Genomic DNA, 19,909 nt, shown 5'->3' with positions numbered 1-19,909 from the left:
CGCCTGCGGGCCCGCCACCTCCGGACGCCGTGGCGCCGTGGTGGATGGCCGGTTTTTCGCGTTCTCCTTCGACCTGAAGCACCGTGCGGCAACGCGTATGCTGTCGCACCTGAAGCCGGAGGGCTTCGATATGACTTCTCCGTATAGAAAGAGCTTATGGAACCCCGCAAGACCGTCTGGATCGTGGACGGAGCGTACCTGTTCAATTACGGGCGCAACCGCCCGTTCGACTACCTGAAGCTCAAGGAGGAGATCGAGCGTGCCAACGGCGGCCCGATCTACGAGAGCTACTACCTCAACACCGCACCGGACCTGTCCACCGACAGCCAGAACGCCTTCCACAGCTGGCTGAAGTCGGCCCCGCCGCGGGGCCCGAAGATGCGGGTGCAGCTCTATGCGCTCAAGGACCTGAACTGCAGCTGCACCAGCTGCGGCCACGGGTTCACCCGCTCGATGCAGAAGGGCGTGGACGTGGGCATCGCCACGCTGATCATCAAGCTGGCGGCGCAGGGGGTGTACGACCGCCTGATCCTGTCGGCCGGCGACGGTGACTTCGAGGATGCGATCCAGTACATCAAGTCCGAGCTGCACAAGGAGTTCTGGCTGCACGGCGCGATGGCCAACCTGTCGACCGACCTGCAGTGTTATGCCGACGAGGTGCTGTGGATGGACGACATGCACCCGACCATCGACAAGGACAAGGAAAAGGACAAGGACAAGGAACGGGAGCGTGCGCAATGACGGCGATGAAGGCCCTGCGGATCGGTGAAGGCTGGGACACCCACGCCCTGGTGACCGGGCGGCCCCTGGTGCTCGGTGGCGTGACCATCGCCCACAGCCACGGGCTGCTGGGGCACTCGGATGCCGACGCGCTGCTGCACGCCATCACCGACGCGCTGTTCGGTGCGGCGGGGCTGGGCGACATCGGCCGCCATTTCCCCGACACCGCCGTCGAGTTCAAGGGCGCGGACTCCCGGGTGCTGCTGGCCGAGGCGGCCCGCCGGGTGCGCGCGGCGGGCTGGAGCATCGTCAACATCGACTCCACCATCGTCGCCCAGGCGCCGAAGATGGCCCCTCACATCCCGGCCATGTGCGAGCGCATCGCCGCGGCCCTGGAGCTGCCGCTCGACGCGGTCAACGTCAAGGCCAAGACCGCCGAGCGGCTCGGCCCGGTCGGCCGGGGCGAGTCGATCGAGGCGCGTGCGGTCTGCCTGCTGATGCGCGACTGAGCCGGGCGCTCAGATCAGGCCGTCGAAGGGCCAGACCTCGACCCGGTCGCCAGGCGCGACCGGGCCCTGCGCCTGCGGCAGCACGACCAGCGCGTCGGCCTCGCTGAGGCTGCGCAGGATGCCCGAGCCCTGCGCTCCGGTCAGCCGCACGGCCAGTTCACCGTCCGGGTCGCGTTCGAGCCGCCCGCGCAGGTACTCGCTGCGGCCCGCTCGCTTACGGATCGCCTCCAGGCTGCGGGCCGTCAGCACCACCGGGGGGCGTGCGTCGGCGCCCGCGAGCCGCTCCAGCGCCTGACGCACCAGCACGTGGAAGGACACCAGGCTGGCCACCGGATTGCCGGGCAGGCCGAAGAGCCAGACCGTGCGCGGCTGGTCCGGCGTGCCCCCGGCCAGGGCGCCGAAGGCGAAGGGGCGGCCCGGGCGCATCGCGAGCTTGCAGTAGGCCGCCTGGCCCAGCCGGGCGATCACGTCGCGGGTGTGGTCCGCATCCCCGGCGCTGACGCCGCCGCTGGTCAGCACCACGTCGGCCTGCCGGCAGGCCGACTGCAGGGCGCGGGTCAGCGCCTCGGGCTGGTCGGGCACGATGCCCAGGTCGATCGCCTCCATGCCCAGGCGCTGCACGCTGGCCAGCAGGCTCTGGCGGTTGCTGTCGTAGATGCAGCCCGGAGGCAGCGGCTCGCCCGCGGCCCGCAGCTCGTCCCCGGTGGAGAAGCACGCGACCCGCAGGCGCCGGTGCAGCACCACGCTCGTCAGGCCGAGCGAGGCCAGCAGGCCGAGGTCGGCCGGCCTCAGCCGGCGCCCGGCCAGCAAGGCGGGGCGGCCGATGGCGAGGTCCTCGCCGCGGGCACGCCGATGGTCGCCCCGTCGCACCGCCCCCGCCGGGATGCGCACCCGGCCGTCGGCCAGGGTCTCGCACAGCTCCTGCGGCACGACGGTGTCCAGGCCGGGTGGCATCACCGCGCCGGTCATGATGCGCACGCAGCCCCTCACCGGCGTGCTGCCGAGGAAGGGCTGGCCGGCCAGCGCCCGGCCGACCACGTCCAGCTCGGTCGGCTCGCCCGGGCGCAGGGCGCTGCCGTCCAGCGCATGTCCGTCCATCGCGGCGTTGTCGTGCGCCGGCACGTCGATCGGCGAGTCCACGGTGACGGCGAGCACCCGGTCCAGTGCCTGGTGCAGCGGCACGGTCTCGAAAGGACCGGCCACCGGGCCGGCCAGGGCGATCGCCTCGTGCAGCAGAGCCTGCACCCGTTCGACGGGCATGGCCTGTTCGTCGTGGGCGGGCAGGCGGGCGAACAGCGCGGCCAGGTCGGGCAGGGCGGGGTCGGTGATGGGGCGGTTCTCGCTCACGATGGGGTCCCGGTGCTCAGGTCCGGGCTTGCTTCCAGCGTGGCCAGGTCCTGCAGGGTGTTGAGGTTGCGGAAGGCGCCCGCGTCTGGAAAGCGCGCCTGGGCCGCCTGCTGCCGCAGGGCCCAGCGGTCGACCTGACGCTCGCCGCGCTCCAGCGCCTCGGCCAGCGAGGCGAGCACCCGCCGGTGCGCCAGGCAGAACACCGGATGGCGTCGCCAGCCCTGCGCGTCCGGGGCCGTGGCGATGGCCACGTCCGCCCCGGCCTGCCGGGCCGCCTGCATCAGCCGTGACGCCAGGTCGGCCGGCAGCAGCGGCACGTCGCAGGGCACGGTGAGCAGCCAGTCGGTGTCCATGCGCTGCAGGCCGGTCAGCAGGCCCGCCAGCGGGCCGGGGTGATCGGGCAGGCTGTCGGGCCACACGGGCAGGTCGAGGCCGCCGGCGCCGGCGGGCAGCCGGTGGCTGTTGAGCACGACGGTGTGCACCTGGGGCTGCAGGCGCTCGACCACCCAGGCCAGCAGCGGGCGGCCCCGCAGCGGCTGCAGGCTCTTGTCGAGGCCGCCCATGCGCCGGGCCAGTCCGCCGGCCAGCACCAGGCCGGTGATCGCCGGATCAGCCACCGATGTAGCTCATCTCGACCCGCCGGCGAGGGGTCGAGCCGCCCGGGGTCTGCTCATGGCGCCGCTGCGAATAACGGTCCTGGCGGCCCTGCCAGACGGCGGCCACGGCCTGGAGCAGGTGCTCGTCGGACAGCGGCGGGTCGGCGCGCAGCAGCTGGCGCAGGTCGTGGCCCTGTCCGGCGAACAGGCAGAGGTAGAGCTGGCCTTCGGTCGACAGGCGGGCCCGGTTGCAGTCGCCGCAGAAGGCCTCGGTGACGCTGGAGATGAAACCCACCTCGCCCCGGCCGTCGAGGTAGCGCCAGCGCCGGGCGGTCTCGCCCTCGGGCACGTCGTCGCGCACCGCCTCCATCGGGAAATGCCCCTGCAGCAGGGCCAGCAGTTCGGCCGACGGCACGACCTCGTCCATGCGCCAGCCATTGCTCGCGCCCACGTCCATGTATTCGATGAAGCGCAGCGAGACCCGCGGTCCGAAGCGTTCACGGAAGTGGCGGGCCATCGGCAGCACCTCGTGGTCGTTGGTGCCACGCTGCACCACCATGTTCACCTTGACCCGCTCCAGACCGGCATCGAGCGCGGCCTGGATGCCGGCCAGCACGTCGGCGACCGGGAAGTCCGCGTCGTTCATGCGCCGGAACACGGCATCGTCCAGCGCGTCCAGGCTGACCGTGATGCGCTGCAGGCCGGCCGCCTTCAGGCGCGCGGCCGTGCGCGCGAGCAGCGCGCCGTTGGTGGTCAGCGTCAGGTCCAGCGGCTGGCCGTCCGGCGTGCGCAGGTCCGCCAGCATCGAGACCAGCCGGTCCAGGTGGCGCCGCAGCAGCGGCTCGCCGCCGGTCAGGCGCAGCTTGCGCACGCCCAGGCCGATGAACAGCCGGGCCGCCCGGGTGATCTCCTCGAAGCTCAGCAGCTCGCTCTGCGGCAGGTAGGGGTAGTCCTGGCCGAACACCTCCCGCGGCATGCAGTAGCTGCAGCGGAAGTTGCACCGGTCGGTCACCGAGATGCGCAGGTCACGCAGCGGCCGCTGCAGGCGATCCCTGACGTCGCCGAGCCCGTCGACCGGGCCGGCGCCCGCTGGCATGGGCAGGCCCGCGGGCCGCATGCCCTCGGACGGGGGAAGGATCGGGATGATGTGGCGCTCGGACATGGCACCGATTGTCGCGCCTGCGCGGACCGTGTCCGCGCAGTGACATCAACTCACGTCAACTCATTCGGCGCGTAGCGGCGAGGCCACGGCCGACGGCAGCAGGTCGGCCGGCAGGCGGACTTGGCCTTTCAGCGCCAGACCCGGCACGCGGCGCGCACCGTCGAAGCGCTGCTGCCAGTAGCTCTGCCGCATGTCCTCGATGCGCACGTTGCTGCCGGTGCGCGGCGCGTGGATGAACTTGTCGTCGCCGACGTAGATGCCCACGTGCGAGAAGGCGCTGCGCATGGTGTTGAAGAACACCAGGTCACCGGGGCGCAGCTCGGTGCGACCGACGTCGAGCAGGCCGGCCGAGGTGGCCTGTTCGGCCGAGCGGCGCGGCAGCAGCAGGCCCACGCTGTTCTCGAACACATGCCGGGTGAAGCCGCTGCAGTCGAAGCCCGAGGCTTCGGTGTTGCCGCCGCGCACGTAGGGCACGCCCAGGAAGTTCATCGCCGACAGCACTAGGTCGGAGGCCGTGTCCCGCATGCGCCGGTAGGCGTCGCTGGTGGTCCGGGACTCTTCGGTGGGGGCGGCGGTGAGGTTGCGCTCCTGCAGCAGGCGGGAGATCGGGTCCAGCGTGTCGTTGGCCGGGGCGGCGGTGGCGCAAGCGCCGAGCGTGAGGCCCAGCATGCCGATGAGGGAAGCTCGCGACAGGAACAGACGGATCGAGGCGAACAGCGAAGAGGGGTGCGGTACGGCTATCACGGCCGCGAGGTTACTGGCGTGAGCTGATGTGTCAAGTTGACAACCTTGCTCCGCGCTGCGGTATTGGGCATATGACAGAAAGTGCCGGTCCAAGAAAAAAGGGTGTGGAATCCATGATTCCACACCCGTGATCCGGTCGATTCGCGAGGGATTCGATGCAGATCAAGTCACTCCGACGTCCATTGCGGGTCGGTGCGGTCCGGTTATCAGACTGCGAATTCGTCGAGCGTGCGGCCGGTTTCCAGCGCGGCGGACAGCCACTTCGGCTTGAGGCCGCGGCCCGACCACGTTTCGCCGGTGTTCGGGTCACGGTATTTTGGTGCGACCTTGCGGGTGACATCGCCGGCCGGTGCCTTGACGGGCTTGCCGGCCTTGGCGCCCAGATCGGCCAGCGTCACGCCATGATCGGCCATCAGCGTCTTGATCTGATTGATCACGCCGGTGCGTTCGGCACGCAGGGTTTCCGCGATCTGCTTTTCCAGCTGCGCCGTCTGTTCATCCAGCGCGGCCTTCTGGGCCATCAGTTCCTGATACGTTGCCATACTGCTCTTTCCGTCGGTGTTGTGTTGGACGGATTCTAGGAAACTGTGGTCCTATTTGTCCAGCACTCATCGATGGGGTTATCCATGTCTGCCGCGCCGGATCACCAGGAGGCGGCGCAGCAAATCACGAATGGCAGCCGGTCAGGCGGCCGGGGGCACGAAACCGACCGGCTGATCGACCCCTTCGCCGAAGAAGAAACGTTCCATCTGGCGCGCCAGATACTGGCGGGCGCGCGCATCGGCCAGATTCAGGCGGTTTTCGTTGACCAGCATGGTCTGGTGCTTGAGCCACTGCTGCCAGGCTTCCTTGCTGACGCCTTCGTAGATGCGCTTGCCCAGTTCGCCGGGATAAGGCGAAAAGTCGAGCCCTTCGGCTTCCTTCTTCAGCAGGACACATTGGACGATACGAGCCATCTTTCTCTCCGTTTTCAGGGTGGGTGTATGGGGTCAGCTCAGGCGCTTGACGAGCACCAGCGAGCGGCGATCCCAGTTGTATTTGCGCTTGCGGGCGTCCGGCAGCCAGTTGGGGTCGACTTGCTGGAAACCGCGCTTGATGAACCAGTGCATGGTGCGGGTCGTGAGCACGAAGATGCTCTCGAGGCCCATGCCCTTGGCCCGGTGCTCGATGTGCTTGAGGATGCGTTCGCCGTCGCCCTGGCTCTGCACCTGCGGCGAGATGGTGAGCGCGGCCATCTCGGCCGTGCGCGCCTCGGGATAAGGATAGAGCGCGGCGCAGCCAAAGATCACGCCGTCGTGCTCGATGATGCTGTAGCAGGAGACATCACGCTCGATCTCGGTGCGGCTGCGCTTGACGAGCGTGCCATCGCGCTCGAAGGGCTCGATCAGCTGCACGATGCCGGCGACGTCGTCCGGGCCGGCCTCGCGCAGGCTCTCGAGTTTTTCGTCCACCACCATCGTGCCGATGCCGTCGTGGGTGAATACCTCCATCAGCAGCGCCCCGTCGACCGAGAACGGCAGGATGTGGGAACGCTCGACGCCGCCTTCACAGGCCTTCACGCAATATTGAAGATAAAACGCCGGATCGGTCGGCAGGGTGGCATCGGGCAGGCCGGCGAGCAGGCGCCGGGCATCGGCCAGCGCGAGTTCGGTGTCGATCGCGCTTTCCGGATCGTGCAGGTCCTCGCGGATGCCGGCGGTCTCGGTCATGAACAGCAGCTTGTCGGCCTGCAGGGCCACGGCGGTGCTGGTCGCGACCTCCTCCATCGTCAGGTTGAAGGCTTCGCCGGTCGGCGAGAAACCGAAGGGCGACAGCAGCACCAGGGCGCCGATGTCGATCGCGCGCCGTATCGTGATCGCGTCGACCTTGCGTACCACGCCGCTGTGCATGAAATCGACGCCGTCGACGATGCCGACCGGGCGGGCGGTCAGGAAATTGCCCGACACGACCCGCACGGTGGCGTTGGCCATCGGGGTATTGGGCAGGCCCTGGGAAAATGCCGCCTCGATCTCGAAGCGCAACTGCCCGGCGGCCTCCTGGGCGCAGTCGAGCGCCACCGCGTCGGTGATGCGCTTGCCGTGGCTGAACCGCGAGGGGTGCCCCTTGGCCTGCAGCTGTTCATTCACCTGGGGGCGAAACCCGTGCACCAGCACCAGTTTGATGCCCATGGCATGCAGGATCGCCAGGTCCTGCGCGAAGGCATTGAGCTTGCCGGCGGCAATCAATTCGCCGGCCATGCCCACCACGAAAGTCTTGCCGTGGTAGGCGTGGATATGGGGCGCCACGGCCCGGAACAGCGGCACGAAGGTGTGAGGAAATACGAGGTTCATCGACATGCGGGTGGCGGGTGATCGGCGTGCCGTCATCAAACGGGAACTCGTGACATCAGACGCATGCCCGCGGGTGGCGGTGACCGGCTGACGGCGCGGCCGATTGTGCCCCACCGCGGGCGGATCGGGGGGCGGCGATCGTGCGACCGTCATAGATAATCCCCCTCCCGTGAATCAGACCGACCCCACCTCCATCCCTGCGTCCGCGGACGCCCCGACCGACGGCCCCGGTGCACCACGTCGTCGCCCGCGCGAGCGCGGCCCGCGGCCCGGCCCGGCCCGGTGCCGCCCGGCCACGCCGGTGCCGCCGATCACCTATCCGGAGTCCCTGCCGGTGTCCGCCCGGCGCGAGGAGATCGCGCAGGCGCTGCGCGAGCACCAGGTCGTCATCGTCTGCGGCGAGACCGGCTCGGGCAAGACCACGCAGCTGCCCAAGATCGCGCTCGAGCTCGGGCGTGGCCTGGGCGCGGGCGGCAGCGGCCTGATCGGCCACACGCAGCCGCGCCGCATCGCCGCCAGTTCGGTGGCCAAGCGCATCGCCGAGGAGCTGAAGTCGCCACTGGGTGAGGTGGTCGGCTACAAGGTGCGCTTCCAGGACCGGCTGCAGCCGGGGGCGTCGGTCAAGCTGATGACCGACGGCATCCTGCTGGCGGAAACCCAGTCCGATCCGCTGCTCAAGGCCTACGACACGCTGATCATCGACGAGGCCCACGAGCGCAGCCTCAACATCGATTTCCTGCTCGGCTACCTGCGCCAGATCCTGCCGCGCCGCCCCGACCTGAAGATCGTCGTCACCTCGGCCACCATCGATGCCGACCGTTTCGCCCAGCATTTCGCCTCGGCCCGGGGCCCCGCGCCGGTGATCCTGGTCAGCGGTCGCACCTTCCCGGTCGAGCAGCGCTGGAAGCCCTTCGAGGAGAGCCGGGAATACGGCCTGGACGACGCCATCGCCGATGCGGTCGACGAGCTGTGGCGCGCCGGCTCGGGCGACATCCTGGTCTTCCTGCCCGGCGAGCGCGAGATCCGCGAGGCCGCCGACCACCTGCGCCGCCACCTCAGCCACCAGCCGCTGCACCGCGACGCCGACATCCTGCCGCTGTTCGCGCGGCTGTCGCAGCCCGAGCAGGACCGCGTCTTCGAGACCGGTGGCGGCAAACGCATCGTGCTGGCCACCAACGTCGCGGAAACCTCGCTGACGGTGCCCGGCATCCGCTACGTCATCGACACCGGCCACGCCCGCGTCAAGCGCTACAGCTACCGCAACAAGGTCGAGCAGCTGCAGGTCGAGCCGATCAGCCAGGCCGCTGCCAACCAGCGCGCCGGGCGCTGCGGCCGGGTCGCCAACGGCATCTGCATCCGGCTCTACGACGAGAAGGACTTCCTCGGCCGTCCGCGTTTCACCGACCCGGAAATCCTGCGTTCGTCGCTGGCCGGCGTGATCCTGCGCATGAAGTCGCTGCACCTGGGGCTGGTCGAGGACTTCCCCTTCCTGGAGCCGCCGCCGCGCAAGGCGATCGCCGACGGTTACGCGCTGCTGGGCGAGCTGGGTGCGGTCGACGAGCTCAACGAGCTCACGCCGATCGGCCAGGAGCTGGCGCGGCTGCCGCTGGATCCGCGGGTGGGTCGCATGATCCTCGAGGCGCGCAACCGCGAGGCGCTCAGCGAGGTGCTGATCATCGCCAGCGCGCTGAGCGTGCAGGACGTGCGCGACCGGCCGATGGAGGCGCAGCAGGCCGCCGACGAGAAGCACAAGAAGTTCGACGACGAGCGCTCGGAGTTCATGGGCTACCTGAAGCTGTGGAAGTGGATCGAGGAAGGTCGTGGCCAGCATGGCCACGCCGCCGCGGCCCAGGCCGGCCAGAAGGTCGACAGCCACAAGCTCAGCAACCGCCAGCAGGAGCAGCGCCTGCGCGAGAGCTTCGTCAGCCCGCGCCGCGTGCGCGAGTGGCGCGACATCCACAGCCAGCTGCACACCGTGGTGGCCGAGCACGGCTGGCGCCTGAACGGCTCGGCAGCCACCTACGACCAGGTCCACCTGTCGATGCTGGCCGGCCTGCTGGGCAACATCGGCCTGAAGGCCGATGACGACGAGTGGTACCTGGGGGCGCGCGGCATCAAGTTCTGGCGCCACCCGGGTGCGCACCTGAGCAAGAAGCCGGGGCGCTGGCTGGTCGCGGCCGAGCTGGTCGACACCACCCGGCTGTTCGGCCGCGGGCTGGCGGCGATCGAGCCGCAGTGGATCCCGCCGATCGCCGGCCACCTGCTGAAGGTCCAGCTGCTCGAGCCGCACTGGGAGAAGAAGGCCGCCGAGGTCATCGCGCTGGAGCGCGCCACGCTCTACGGCATCGTCATCTACAGCAACCGGCGCGTGAACTATGGCAACGTCGACGCCCCGGCCGCGCGCGAGATCTTCATCCGCGAGGCGCTGGTCAACGGCGAGTGGGAGTCGAGGCTGCCTTTCCTCGCCCACAACCAGAAGATGATCCGCCAGGTCGAGGAGCTGGAGCACAAGTCGCGCCGCCAGGACGTGCTGGTCGACGACGAGCTGATCCACGCCTACTACGACGCGCAGCTGCCCGCCGACGTCGTCAGCGGCGCCAGCTTCGAGCGCTGGTACCGGCAGGAAAGCCGCACCCAGCCCAAGCTGCTGCACCTCACGCGCGACGAGCTGATGCGCCACGAGGCCGCCGGCATCACCAGCGCGGCCTTTCCGAAGGCGATCCGCCTGGGGGGCATCGACTGCGCCGCGACCTATCTGCACGATCCGGGCGATGCCAAGGACGGCGTCACCGTGACGGTGCCCATCTATGCGCTCAACCAGGTCAGCGAGGAGCGCTGCGAGTGGCTGGTGCCGGGCATGCTCGAGGCCAAGGTGCTGGCCCTCGTCAAGAGCCTGCACCAGCGCCCGCGCTCGCGGCTGGTGCCGCTGCCCGAGTTCGTGGCCGAGTTCGCCGAGCTGAGCGAATTCGCCCGCGGCGCGCTGCTCGAGACGCTGCTGAAGGCGGTGCGCGAACGCACCCAGCTGGCGGTGCAGCGCAACGACTTCAAGCTCGACATGGTGCCGGCGCACCTGTTCATGAATTTCCGCATCGTCGACGAGCACGGTCGCCAGCTGGGCATGGGGCGCAACCTCGCCACGCTGAAGGCGGAGCTGGGCGGGCAGGCCCGTTCGGCCTTCCAGGCGCTGGCGGCGCTGAAGGTGGCGCCGCCGGCGGCCGGCTCGCCCGCCCCGGCCGCCGGCGAGCCGGCCCGCACGCCGGGCCGGCCGGCCCGACAGGACTCGCCGGCGCCGGCCGTGGAGCCGGTCGCCGTGCTGGCCTACACCGACTGGACCTTCGGCGAGCTGCCCGAGCTGATGGAGATCCGCAAGGCCGGCCAGACGCTGATCGGCTTTCCGGCACTGATCGATCGGGGCGCCCACGTCGAGATCGAGGTCTTCGACGAGCCCGAGGCGGCCGCGTCGAAGCATCGTGCCGGCCTGCGGCGGCTGATCGCGCTGCAGATCCGCGAGCCGCTGAAGTACCTGGAGAAGAACATCCCCGATCTGCAGAAGATGGCGGTCTCCTACATGTCGCTGGGCACGCAGGACGAGCTGCGTGACCAGGTCATCGAGGTGGCGATGGACCGGGCCTTCCTCGGGGATCCGCTGCCCGTCGATGCGGCCGGCTTCAAGGCCCGCATCGAGCAGGGGCGCTCACGCCTGAACCTGATCGCCCAGGAGGTGGCCCGGACCGCGGCGATCGTGCTGGCCGAGCATGCGGCGGCACTGCGCAAGCTCAAGGACAGCCGCCCGCCCAAGGAGGTCGCCGACGACGTCAGCGCCCAGCTGCAGCGCCTGATGCCCCGGCGCTTCCTGGTGCTCACGCCGTGGGCGCAGCTGCAGCACCTGCCGCGCTACCTCAAGGCGGTGACGCTGCGGCTGGACAAGCTGCGCGCCGATCCTGCCCGCGACAGCCAGCGCCTGGCCGAACTGCGCCCGCTGGAGCAGCGCTGCATCCGCCGGCTGGCGGACCTGAAGGGCTCGGGCGACAGCCGCCTCGACGAGTACCGCTGGCTGCTCGAGGAGCTGCGGGTCAGCCTGTTCGCCCAGGAGCTGCGCACGCCTCAGCCGGTCAGCGTCAAGCGGCTGGACAAGGTCTGGAGCCAGCTCAGCAGTTGACAGCTTGTGACAAATTTCACATCGATCGCCTAGGATGGTGACATCGCCGCAGGGGCGGCGTCATCACGGAGGGATGTGAAATGCAATTCGTATGGATGGTGCTGGTGGGTTTTGTCGTCGGGCTGGTGGCCCGCTGGATCCTGCCGGGCACGCAGTCGCTGGGCTTCATCCTGACCTCGGTCCTCGGCATCGCCGGATCGTTCCTGGCGGGCATGGTCGGCCAGCAGCTGGGCTGGTATGCCGTGGGCCGGCCGGCGGGCTTCATCGCCTCCGTGGTCGGGGCGGCGATCCTGCTCTACGTGGTGGGCAAGCTCAAGGGCGGCTCGTCCGGCACGACCTGATCCCCCGGCGGCCGCCGGCCGGCCGCGGGCTCAGAAGCCCATGGAGGCCAGCAGGTCGTCCACGTCGTCCTGCTGCAGCGCCTTGTCGGGCACCTGGGGGCCGGCCAGTTCCTGGCTGGCCTCCTGCGGCACGTCGGTGCCGGTGTCGCGCATCAGCTCCACCAGCTGCTCTTCGGTGCGGCTGATGATGCCGATGACCTTGCCGATCACCTGACCCGACAGGTCCTGGAAGTCCTGGGCCATCATGATGTCGGTCAGCGTGTCCCGCTGCTGGCGCGCGAAGCCGCAGCTCTGCTCGAGGTGGCCGCTGCAGGCCGCCAGCAGCGCGGCCGTCTCGGCGTCCGGTGCCGGGCCCGCGAGGGCCGCATCGATGCGCTGCTGCAGCTGTTGTCCTTCCTCGGCCAGGGTCGCGCACGACGGCATGGCCGCATCGACCAGGGTCAGCACCCGGTTGGCGGCCTTGTCGGTCATCTGGCCCACATAGGCCAGCCGGTCCCTCGCATCGGGGATCTCGGTCGCGATCTTGCGCAAGGTGATGTCGTAGCCCAGGCTCTGCAGCGCGTCGTGCAACTGATGCACCACGGCTTCCAGCTTGTCATGGATGGGCTGCAGACCATTCTCACGTGCGTTCATGGGGCGATCAGATGAAGGTTGGAAGGCGGATTCTGTCTCGGATCCGGGTGTCCTTGTCGTGTGCTTTCGGCGCTTCTGCCCACAACTTGAGGGCGATTGCCGCCATTCAGGCCGGGTTGGGGGTCGGCGCCGCGCCGGTCTTGAGAAAGACTTCCGGATCCGGCGCGAAGCTCGCGTAGAGCGGCAGCAGCGCGCCGCCCAGCGCGCGGGCGTCCGAGCCGATGGTGCCCCCGCGGATGCTCGGTCGCTGCACGCCTTCCCAGCTGTGCGAGTCGAGCGCTTCCTCGACGTGGGCGATCACGCGCGACAGCAGGTCCCGGGTGAACACGCCGTCGATGATCACGTCGCTGATGTCGAGCAGGCAGGCGGCGTTGACGATCGACAGCGCCATCGCCTGGCTGGCGTGGCGCAGCCAGACCCGGGTGTGGACGGCCCATGGCGGCTCGAGGGCACGCTCGTCGGTGGCGGCCAGGCCGTCCAGGCCGGCGGCTTCGTAGAGGCGCTGCAGACCCAGCAGCGATGCGGCGCTGAGCACCTGTCCGGGCGTGTTGCCCGGTCCGGCCAGGCTCAAGGGCATCGAGCCGACGGCCCCGGCATTGCCCTGGGCGCCGGCATAGAGGTGGCTGTCGATCACCAGGCCTCCGCCGATGAAGGTGTCGACGAAGAGGTAGAGGAAGCTCTTCATGCTGCGCCCGCGGCCGGCCACCAGTTCGGCCACGCAGGCCGCCGCGGTGTCCTTGATCAGGTGCACCGGCAGGTCGGTCATCAGCGCGATGCGGGCCGACAGGTCGACCTCCTGCCAGGCGCGGGCCTGCGCGGGCGGCACGCCGAGCAGGCTCTGCCAGCCGCCGATCGACAGCGGAGCGGCCACGCCGATGCCGCTGAGCCGGCCGGCGCCGTCACCCAGGCGGGCCTCGGCGGCCCGCAGGATCTGCTGCAGCGCGTCGAACAGCGTGTCCGGATCGGGGAACTCGTAGTCCATCGCCCAGCGCTCGCGCACCGTGCCGATGAAGTCGATCAGCAGCACGTCCATGCCGCGCCGGCCGATCTTGACGCCCAGCGAGTAGGCTCCATCGGGATTGAGCGCGATGGGCACCGACGGCTGGCCGATGCGCCCGCGCAGCGGATCGAGCTTGAGCAGCAGCCCGTCCTCGATCAGGCGGTTGACGATCAGCGAGACCGTCTGCGTGCTCAGGTGGGTCAGCCGCGCGAGGTCGGCCTTGGGCAATTCGCCGTGCAGGCGGATCGCCTGCAGCACGACCCGCTCGTTGTACTGGCGCATCCCCACATGGTTGGATCCTCTCGGTCGCAGCTGGGGCTGGGCCGGGGCCGAGGCTCGTGTGCTCATGGTGTGGTGAAGGCGCTGGCAGGAAAGGGACGGGGGAGGGACCGGGCGCGTTCGAGCTCCGGTCCGGCCGGCCTCAGGCGACCAGGGGCTCCCCGATCACACCCTTCTTGTACAGGAAATTACCATAGGGCTGCAGCTCCCCGGTCAGCACGATCGCGAACGCGTGGCGCACCCGTTCGTAGAACGCGAAGCGCTCGGTCGCCAGGCACTGGGCCGGCGTGGCGTGGCCGTCCTGTTCCAGCATGGCCATGACCTCACGCTGCTGGCGGCTGCGGTAGCCGTCGGGGGTGTCGCAGACCTTCATGTAGGCCACCGGCTGCTCCACCGCGCGGTCCAGCGGCAGCAGGGCGAGCACGGCGGCGCTGGCCTGCTGCACGCTGGCCCCCGGCAGGTGGATCAGCGGCTTGCGCTCGCCGTGCGGGCCGACCGCCAGGCTGGCGGCGGTGAAGTTGGCGTCAGCGATGATGATCTCGTCGCCGTGGCCCATGTCGGCCAGCACCTTGAGCAGGTCCGGCGTCAGCAGGGGGGGGATGCCCTTGAGCATGTCTGTACCTTCCGTGTGCCGTTCAGGCGAGGCACTCGCGCGGGATCTGGTCGGGGCTCATCGCCCCGGTCATCACCGCGACGGTGTCGGACATCGAGATCTTCTTCGGGTTCAGCACCGCGGCCCGCTTGCCCAGGCGGGCGACGTGGATGCGGTCGGCGATCTCGAAGACGTGCGGCATGTTGTGGCTGATCAGGATCACCGGCAGGCCCTTGTCGCGCACCCGGCGGATCAGCTCGAGCACCATGTTGCCCTCCTTGACGCCGAGCGCGGCGGTCGGCTCGTCGAGGATGACCACGTGTTCGGCGAAGGCCGCCGCACGCGCCACCGCCACGCACTGGCGCTGGCCGCCCGACAGCGTCTCGACCGCTTGGGTCATCGAGCGGATGCCCACCTTCAGGTCGTTCATGCGGGCGATGCTGATCTCGAGCATCTTCTTCTTGTCGAGCATGCGCAGCACGTTGCCGGCAAAACCTTCGCGGCGCAGTTCGCGGCCGAGGAAGAGGTTCTCGGCGATCGACATGGCCGGGGCCACCGCCAGGTCCTGGTAGACCGTCTCGATGCCCACGCGGCGGGCGTCGATCGGGCTCTTGAAGCGGATCGGCTTGCCGTCGAGCTCGATGCTGCCTTCGTCGGGGATCGTCGCGCCCGACAGCGCCTTGATCAGGCTGGACTTGCCCGCGCCGTTGTCACCGATCACGGCGAGGATCTCGCCGGCGCGCAGCTCGAAGTCGGCGCCATCCAGCGCGGTGACCTGACCGTAGCGTTTCACCAGGCCGGTGGCCTTCATCACGATTTGTTGCGTAGCCATCAGCGGGCTCCCTTGCGCGAGAGTTGATCAACCGTCACTGCCACGATCACCAGGATGCCGGTGATCAGCACCTGGTAGACGGACGACACGCCCATCAGCGTCAGGCCGTTGCGCAGCACGCCCACGACGATCGCGCCGGCCAGCGAGCCCAGGATCACGCCACGGCCGCCGAACAGGCTGGTGCCACCCAGCACGACCGCGGTGATCGCGTCGAGGTTCTCGGTCTGTCCGGCGTTCGGGTCACCCACGCCGGTGCGGGCCACGGCCAGCAGCGAGGCGATGCCGTAGAACACGCCGGCCAGCACGTAGACGCCCAGCAGCACACGTTCGGTCGGGATGCCGACCAGGCGGGTCGCCTCGGGGTTGTTGCCCACGGCGTAGACGTGGCGGCCCGAGGCGGTGTCGCGCAGCCAGATCCACACGCCCAGGTAGAGCAGGATCATCAGCACGGTGCCGTAGGCGATGGCGGTGTTGCCGATGCGGAAGGTGTTGCCCAGCCAGCTCATCAGGTCCGGCACCTGGGTGACGGTCTGGGCGCCGGAGTACAGCTGCGTGATCGCGAAGGCGATGTTGAAGGTGCCCAGCGTGACGATGAACGGCGGCAGCTTGATGCGCGTGACCAGCAGGCCGTTGATCAGGCCGAAGGCGGCAGTCACGGCGATGCCCAGCAGGATGGCCAGCGGGGCCGGCAGGCCGAAGTCGGCCGCGACCTTGGTCATCACGATGCTGCCCAGCGCCATCACCATGCCGCAGGACAGGTCGATGCCGGCGGTCAGGATGATCAGCGTCTGGCCGATGGCGATCACGCCGACGACCATCACCTGCTGCAGGATCAGCGCGAAGTTGGCACCTGTGAAGAAGTTGTCGGTGGTCACGCCGAAGATGGCGCAGGCGATCACCAGAGCGATGAACGGTCCCAGCTGGCTGATCGGTGGCAGCTTGTCTTTCAAGGTGTTCACGATGGTCCTTGGACGGATGGAGAAGAGGTCCGCACGCGGCACGGGGCAGGTCGAACCTGGCGGGCGTGGGGGGAACGGGTCGAGCGCGCCGTTCGGATCAGGCGCCTGCGGCCGCGTGGCCGCAGGCGAGCCGCCGCTGCCGGGGCAGCGGCGGCAGGTTCAATGCCGGATTACTTGTTGCCCCAGCACTTGTTCAGGCCGACCTTGGCATCGCTGCTTTCCACGCCGGCGACCGGCTTGGCGGCGATCAGGGTCACGCCGGTGTCGGTGTAGCCCGCCTTGACCTTCTTGCCGTTCTTGGCGTATTCGATGCCGGCCTCGACGCCCATGGCGGCCATCTGCAGCGGGTACTGCTGCGAGGTGGCGGCGATCTTGCCGGCCATCACGTCCTTGATGCCGTCGCAGCCGCCGTCGACCGACACGATCACGACGTCCTTCTCCTTGCCGGCGGCCTTCAGTGCGTTGTAGGCACCGGCGGCAGCGGGTTCGTTGATGGTGTAGACGACGTTGATGTTGGGGTTCTTCTGCAGGCAGTTCTCCATGCCCGTCTGGCCCTTGGCGCGGTCGCCGAAGCTGTCGGCCATGCAGACCACTTCAGCCGGCTTGGCCAGCTCGTTGCTCTTGGCGTCGAGCGTCTGCAGGCCGTAGCCCGACAGGAAGCCGTTGTGACGCTGCGCGCCCACCGGGTGGCCGGGGAACAGGTCCAGCGTGGCGATCACGGGCTTCTTGCCGCCCAGCGCCGCCTTGGCGTACTGGCCGATCAGCACGCCGGCCTTGTAGTTGTCGGTGGCGAACAGCGCGTCGGTGGCTTCGGCCGGGTCGGTCGGGCTGTCCAGCGCGATCACCTGCACGCCTTGCGCCTGGGCCTTCTTGATGGCCGGGATGATGGCCTTGGAGTCGCTCGGGGTGATCAGGATGGTCTTGGCGCCGGCGGCGATCATGTTCTCCATCGCGGTCACCTGGCCGGCGTTGTCGCCGTCGGCCTTGCCCGCGGCGGCGATCACCTTGGCACCCTTGGCCTTGGCGGCGGCGGTCGCGCCTTCCTTCATCTTCACGAAGAAGGGGTTGGTCTCGGTCTTGGTGATCAGGCCGATGACCGGCTGGTCGGCGGCGGTGGCGAACGTTGCGGCACAGGCGAGCGTGGCAGCCAGGCTCAGGGTGGTAAGGCGCTTCATTGGATTGTCTCCGTGGATGGAACTTGAACCGCCGGCGCGGCAGTCGCTCGCGGCGCCAGCGTGCCGGCGGGAATCAGGTCGACTCGATGCACCCGTGTGTCCGGGGCCTCGTCCGTCCTTTCTGTCGGCACGGGTCGTATGCTAACGGCTCTGTTTCTTAAATCAAGTAGATGGATTTAGTGATTACCCTAGTGCGCACCCTGATCGAGAGTGAGAGCATTCCGGCCTGATCGAATGCAGCCGCACCTGTCGGGCCTGCGGGCTTTTACCTAAATCAATCTTCCTGACCAACTGATCAAGCTATGGCCAACAACAAGACCCTCGTGGTGTGCGGCGAGTCCCTGCTGGACGTGTTCGAGCACGGCGTCACGCCCACCGGACTGAACCTGGATGCGGTCGTCGGCGGCTCGCCGCTGAACGTGGCGGCCGGCATCGCCCGCCTGGGGGCGCCGGTGGCGTTCTTCGGTGGCCTGTCCAGCGACTTCCTGGGCGCCCGCATCGAGCAGTCGATCCGCCAGGAGGGCATCTCGCTGGACGCGCTGGTGCGCTGCGACGCGCCGACGACGCTGAGCCTGGTGGGCGTGGATGCCCGGGGCGTGCCCAGCTACCGCTTCTACGGCACCGGCGGGGCGGACCGGCAACTGCGTCCCGAGCACCTGTCGGTGCTGCCGGCCGACGTGGCCGCCTTCCATTTCGGCTCCTACGCCTGCGTGGTCGAGCCGATCGGCTCGACCGTGCGAGCCCTGGTCGAGCAGCGTCGCTCGGGCAGCGTCATCTCCTACGATCCCAACGTGCGCCTGAACGTCGAGCCCGACCTGGCCGTCTGGCGCGACATGGTGGTCTGGATGAGCCAGCGCGCCCACCTGCTCAAGCTCAGCGACGAGGACTTCGAGCGCCTCTATCCGGGGCAGTCGCCGGACGATCTGGCCGCGCAGTGGCTGCAGGCCGGTGTCGCGGTGGTGATGATGACCCGGGGCGGGGAGGGCGCGCTGGCCTGGACGACCGAAGGCCGCGTCGAGGTGCCGGCCCCCCGGGTCACGGTGCTCGACACCGTCGGTGCCGGCGACACCTTCCAGGCCGCCACGCTGGTGGCGCTGCAGGAACTGGGCAAGCTCGACCCGCAGGGCATCACCACCGTGACGCTCGACGAGCTGCGCCGCATCGCGGCCTTCGCCGCGGGCGCGGCGGCGATCACCTGCACCCGCCGCGGCCCCGATCTGCCGCGCCGCGCCGAGCTGCCGGCACAGGTCTGAGGCGATTTTGGCCAAGGCCTTGGCTTGTGGCCTGATTTCGATATATACTAGCGAGCTCTTGTCGGGGCGTAGCGCAGCCTGGTAGCGCATCTGCTTTGGGAGCAGAGGGTCGCGAGTTCGAATCCCGCCGCCCCGACCAAGATTTCAGCGATAAGGCCATGATCTTCATGGCCTTTTTCGTTTCCGCCTGGTGCCATAATCCACCGCTGCCAGTGACCCGCCGCTGCCATCGGCGCGTGGAGCTCGCTGGCCCGGTCTTGCTGCCCGTAGCTCAACTGGATAGAGCAGTTGCCTTCTAAGCAACAGGTCGGGGGTTCGAGTCCCTCCGGGCAGGCCACCCACAACGACAGCTGGCACGCGAGCAGCACCGGCTCCGGCCTGAAATGAACCGTCCCTTGTCCACTCCCGCCGCCTGCCGTCCCCGCGAACACCTTGCTGCCATCGCCCGCCGCTATCCCGACTGCTGGGCCCGGCTGGATGACATGCGCCGGATGCGAGGTGCCGCCGGTGTCGGTGAATGGCCGGACTGGTGCTTCCTGCCCATGGCGGCGAGTTATGCCGTGGTCGCGAGAGACGGGCGTGTCGCTTCGGACCGGATCGCCGATGTCGGTCGGCTGGCGGCGCTGGCGGCCTGGCGCCTGACCCAGGGGGTCTATCGATTTGATCCGGTGGTCCGCGAGGCCCTGTGCGCCACGCCGGTGCCGGGTGACATTGGACACGACCTGCTGCTGCGGCTGCCCGAATGGTGCGTCTACCTCGAGACACCCGGCATGACGTGGATGAAGCAGCCGCTGCAGGGCGTGTTCGTGCACCTCGAGTTCGATGCCAACGATCACACGCCCGAGCTGCGCCTGGTCGCCGACACCGAGGCGGGGCTGCTGCCCTTGCCGCTGCACCTGGGGCCGTGGCCGCTGCTCGAGTCGATCCGGCGCGTGAGCACGGCGCCGGCGAAGCGGGCGATGCTGTCGCCTGGAGCGGTGCAGGCCGGCGCGCCGCTGGAGATCCTGCAGTCCGAGGTCGAGCCCGTGATCAGCCTGGTGCTTCACCTCTGTGCCCACGCCGACCGGATCCGCGACGGAGCGCGCCGGCCCGGCCGTCCGCAGCCCAAGCCGACCAAGAAGGGTCCGCGCCTGTTCGCCGCTGAAAAAGCCACGACCTGGACGATCGGTCCGTTCACCGACTGAAGCGACTGTCCCCGGCATCACCGCGACCGCCTCGCGGTCAGGTGGATCTCCAAGCTTTCGTTCTAATTAAATAGACTAACCGCATAGCAGACTG

19 protein-coding genes and 2 tRNA genes are annotated in these 19,909 nt (G+C 69.1%); 8 read left to right on the top strand and 13 right to left on the bottom strand.

The genetic code is table 11. The annotated features are described in order from the left end of the window. Window positions 1–156 precede the first annotated feature (156 nt). Together C7444_RS05050 and ispF are read left to right on the top strand one after the other, a co-directional pair. Window positions 157–741: an NYN domain-containing protein gene (locus tag C7444_RS05050; protein ID WP_110399734.1), complete on the top strand. Its 585-nt coding sequence runs from the start codon at window positions 157–159 to the stop codon at window positions 739–741. Beyond that, window positions 738–1,229 (top strand): 2-C-methyl-D-erythritol 2,4-cyclodiphosphate synthase, encoded by a 492-nt coding sequence (ispF, locus tag C7444_RS05045; protein ID WP_110399733.1) that lies wholly within the window; start codon window positions 738–740, stop codon window positions 1,227–1,229. The genes C7444_RS05050 and ispF overlap by 4 nt, the downstream gene beginning before the upstream one ends. Window positions 1,230–1,238: 9 nt before the next feature. Here the strand turns inward: ispF and moeA are convergent, their stop codons facing one another. The 7 genes from moeA to argA form a co-directional block, all read right to left on the bottom strand. Continuing rightward, window positions 1,239–2,543, bottom strand: a complete 1,305-nt coding sequence (moeA, locus tag C7444_RS05040; RefSeq protein WP_110399801.1) for a molybdopterin molybdotransferase MoeA — start codon at window positions 2,541–2,543, stop codon at window positions 1,239–1,241. A gap of 29 nt (window positions 2,544–2,572) precedes the next feature. Continuing rightward, window positions 2,573–3,193 (bottom strand): molybdenum cofactor guanylyltransferase MobA, encoded by a 621-nt coding sequence (gene mobA / locus C7444_RS05035; RefSeq protein ID WP_245909413.1) that lies wholly within the window; start codon window positions 3,191–3,193, stop codon window positions 2,573–2,575. Further along, a complete protein-coding gene (gene moaA, locus C7444_RS05030; protein ID WP_110399732.1) occupies window positions 3,186–4,334 on the bottom strand; it encodes a GTP 3',8-cyclase MoaA in 1,149 nt (382 codons plus the stop codon). The genes mobA and moaA overlap by 8 nt, the downstream gene beginning before the upstream one ends. 60 nt (window positions 4,335–4,394) lie before the next feature. After that, window positions 4,395–5,003: a C40 family peptidase gene (locus C7444_RS05025; RefSeq protein ID WP_110399731.1), complete on the bottom strand. Its 609-nt coding sequence runs from the start codon at window positions 5,001–5,003 to the stop codon at window positions 4,395–4,397. 281 nt (window positions 5,004–5,284) lie between these two features. Then, a complete protein-coding gene (locus tag C7444_RS05020; protein WP_110399730.1) occupies window positions 5,285–5,620 on the bottom strand; it encodes an H-NS histone family protein in 336 nt (111 codons plus the stop codon). A gap of 141 nt (window positions 5,621–5,761) precedes the next feature. Beyond that, the gene (locus C7444_RS05015) at window positions 5,762–6,034 is read right to left on the bottom strand and encodes an oxidative damage protection protein (RefSeq protein ID WP_110399729.1); all 273 of its coding nucleotides are present in this window, start codon (window positions 6,032–6,034) and stop codon (window positions 5,762–5,764) included. 33 nt (window positions 6,035–6,067) lie between these two features. Continuing rightward, a complete protein-coding gene (gene argA, locus C7444_RS05010; RefSeq protein ID WP_110399799.1) occupies window positions 6,068–7,408 on the bottom strand; it encodes an amino-acid N-acetyltransferase in 1,341 nt (446 codons plus the stop codon). A gap of 169 nt (window positions 7,409–7,577) precedes the next feature. On the opposite strand from argA, the gene hrpA reads away from it, so the two are divergent. Together hrpA and C7444_RS05000 are read left to right on the top strand one after the other, a co-directional pair. Then, on the top strand, window positions 7,578–11,567 hold the full coding sequence (hrpA, locus tag C7444_RS05005) for an ATP-dependent RNA helicase HrpA (RefSeq protein WP_375136903.1): 3,990 nt from the start codon (window positions 7,578–7,580) through the stop codon (window positions 11,565–11,567). 80 nt (window positions 11,568–11,647) lie between these two features. Continuing rightward, window positions 11,648–11,908 carry a GlsB/YeaQ/YmgE family stress response membrane protein gene (locus C7444_RS05000; protein WP_110399727.1) on the top strand — a complete coding sequence of 87 codons (261 nt, stop codon included), beginning with the start codon at window positions 11,648–11,650 and terminating at the stop codon, window positions 11,906–11,908. Window positions 11,909–11,938: 30 nt separating this feature from the next. Here C7444_RS05000 and C7444_RS04995 read toward each other — a convergent pair whose 3' ends face one another. The 6 genes from C7444_RS04995 to C7444_RS04970 form a co-directional block, all read right to left on the bottom strand. Continuing rightward, window positions 11,939–12,541, bottom strand: a complete 603-nt coding sequence (locus C7444_RS04995) for a protein phosphatase CheZ (RefSeq protein ID WP_110399726.1) — start codon at window positions 12,539–12,541, stop codon at window positions 11,939–11,941. Between the two features lie 106 nt (window positions 12,542–12,647). Continuing rightward, window positions 12,648–13,823, bottom strand: coding sequence for an ROK family transcriptional regulator (locus C7444_RS04990; RefSeq protein WP_245909412.1), 1,176 nt, complete (start codon window positions 13,821–13,823; stop codon window positions 12,648–12,650). 139 nt (window positions 13,824–13,962) lie between these two features. Next, window positions 13,963–14,433, bottom strand: a complete 471-nt coding sequence (locus C7444_RS04985; protein ID WP_110399724.1) for an RbsD/FucU family protein — start codon at window positions 14,431–14,433, stop codon at window positions 13,963–13,965. A 22-nt stretch (window positions 14,434–14,455) separates the two neighbouring features. Then, window positions 14,456–15,244 (bottom strand): ATP-binding cassette domain-containing protein, encoded by a 789-nt coding sequence (locus C7444_RS04980; protein WP_110399723.1) that lies wholly within the window; start codon window positions 15,242–15,244, stop codon window positions 14,456–14,458. Further along, window positions 15,244–16,203 (bottom strand): ABC transporter permease, encoded by a 960-nt coding sequence (locus tag C7444_RS04975; RefSeq protein WP_110399722.1) that lies wholly within the window; start codon window positions 16,201–16,203, stop codon window positions 15,244–15,246. Before C7444_RS04975 ends, C7444_RS04980 begins: the two co-directional genes overlap by 1 nt. Window positions 16,204–16,373: 170 nt before the next feature. Further along, window positions 16,374–17,378: a sugar ABC transporter substrate-binding protein gene (locus tag C7444_RS04970; RefSeq protein WP_110399721.1), complete on the bottom strand. Its 1,005-nt coding sequence runs from the start codon at window positions 17,376–17,378 to the stop codon at window positions 16,374–16,376. A gap of 302 nt (window positions 17,379–17,680) precedes the next feature. Here C7444_RS04970 and C7444_RS04965 point away from each other — a divergent pair, with 302 nt between their 5' ends. The 4 genes from C7444_RS04965 (at window position 17,681) to C7444_RS04950 (ending at window position 19,815) form a co-directional block, all read left to right on the top strand. Then, window positions 17,681–18,631 (top strand): carbohydrate kinase family protein, encoded by a 951-nt coding sequence (locus tag C7444_RS04965; protein ID WP_110399720.1) that lies wholly within the window; start codon window positions 17,681–17,683, stop codon window positions 18,629–18,631. A gap of 62 nt (window positions 18,632–18,693) precedes the next feature. Next, window positions 18,694–18,770, top strand: a tRNA-Pro gene (locus C7444_RS04960). Between the two features lie 121 nt (window positions 18,771–18,891). Next, window positions 18,892–18,968 (top strand) — tRNA-Arg (locus C7444_RS04955). A 58-nt stretch (window positions 18,969–19,026) separates the two neighbouring features. Continuing rightward, a complete protein-coding gene (locus tag C7444_RS04950; protein WP_146219351.1) occupies window positions 19,027–19,815 on the top strand; it encodes an AcrVA2 family anti-CRISPR protein in 789 nt (262 codons plus the stop codon). The last annotated feature ends 94 nt before the right edge of the window (window positions 19,816–19,909 follow it).

This window comes from Sphaerotilus hippei, assembly GCF_003201595.1.
GTDB classification, from domain to species: domain Bacteria; phylum Pseudomonadota; class Gammaproteobacteria; order Burkholderiales; family Burkholderiaceae_C; genus Sphaerotilus; species Sphaerotilus hippei.
The sequence above is the reverse complement of the archived record's forward strand: the minus strand, read 5'-3'. Positions and strand labels throughout refer to the sequence as shown.

Bases quoted from the DNA above. Each gene is read 5' to 3' on its own strand.
- C7444_RS05050 (WP_110399734.1), top strand. From the start codon at position 157: ATGGAACCCCGCAAGACCGTCTGGATCGTGGACGGAGCGTACCTGTTC.
- ispF (WP_110399733.1), top strand. From the start codon at position 738: ATGACGGCGATGAAGGCCCTGCGGATCGGTGAAGGCTGGGACACCCAC.
- moaA (WP_110399732.1), bottom strand. From the start codon at position 4,334: ATGTCCGAGCGCCACATCATCCCGATCCTTCCCCCGTCCGAGGGCATG.
- C7444_RS05025 (WP_110399731.1), bottom strand. From the start codon at position 5,003: ATGCTGGGCCTCACGCTCGGCGCTTGCGCCACCGCCGCCCCGGCCAAC.
- C7444_RS05020 (WP_110399730.1), bottom strand. From the start codon at position 5,620: ATGGCAACGTATCAGGAACTGATGGCCCAGAAGGCCGCGCTGGATGAA.
- C7444_RS05015 (WP_110399729.1), bottom strand. From the start codon at position 6,034: ATGGCTCGTATCGTCCAATGTGTCCTGCTGAAGAAGGAAGCCGAAGGG.
- argA (WP_110399799.1), bottom strand. From the start codon at position 7,408: ATGAACCTCGTATTTCCTCACACCTTCGTGCCGCTGTTCCGGGCCGTG.
- C7444_RS05000 (WP_110399727.1), top strand. From the start codon at position 11,648: ATGCAATTCGTATGGATGGTGCTGGTGGGTTTTGTCGTCGGGCTGGTG.
- C7444_RS04995 (WP_110399726.1), bottom strand. From the start codon at position 12,541: ATGAACGCACGTGAGAATGGTCTGCAGCCCATCCATGACAAGCTGGAA.
- C7444_RS04990 (WP_245909412.1), bottom strand. From the start codon at position 13,823: ATGCGCCAGTACAACGAGCGGGTCGTGCTGCAGGCGATCCGCCTGCAC.
- C7444_RS04985 (WP_110399724.1), bottom strand. From the start codon at position 14,433: ATGCTCAAGGGCATCCCCCCCCTGCTGACGCCGGACCTGCTCAAGGTG.
- C7444_RS04980 (WP_110399723.1), bottom strand. From the start codon at position 15,244: ATGGCTACGCAACAAATCGTGATGAAGGCCACCGGCCTGGTGAAACGC.
- C7444_RS04970 (WP_110399721.1), bottom strand. From the start codon at position 17,378: ATGAAGCGCCTTACCACCCTGAGCCTGGCTGCCACGCTCGCCTGTGCC.
- C7444_RS04965 (WP_110399720.1), top strand. From the start codon at position 17,681: ATGGCCAACAACAAGACCCTCGTGGTGTGCGGCGAGTCCCTGCTGGAC.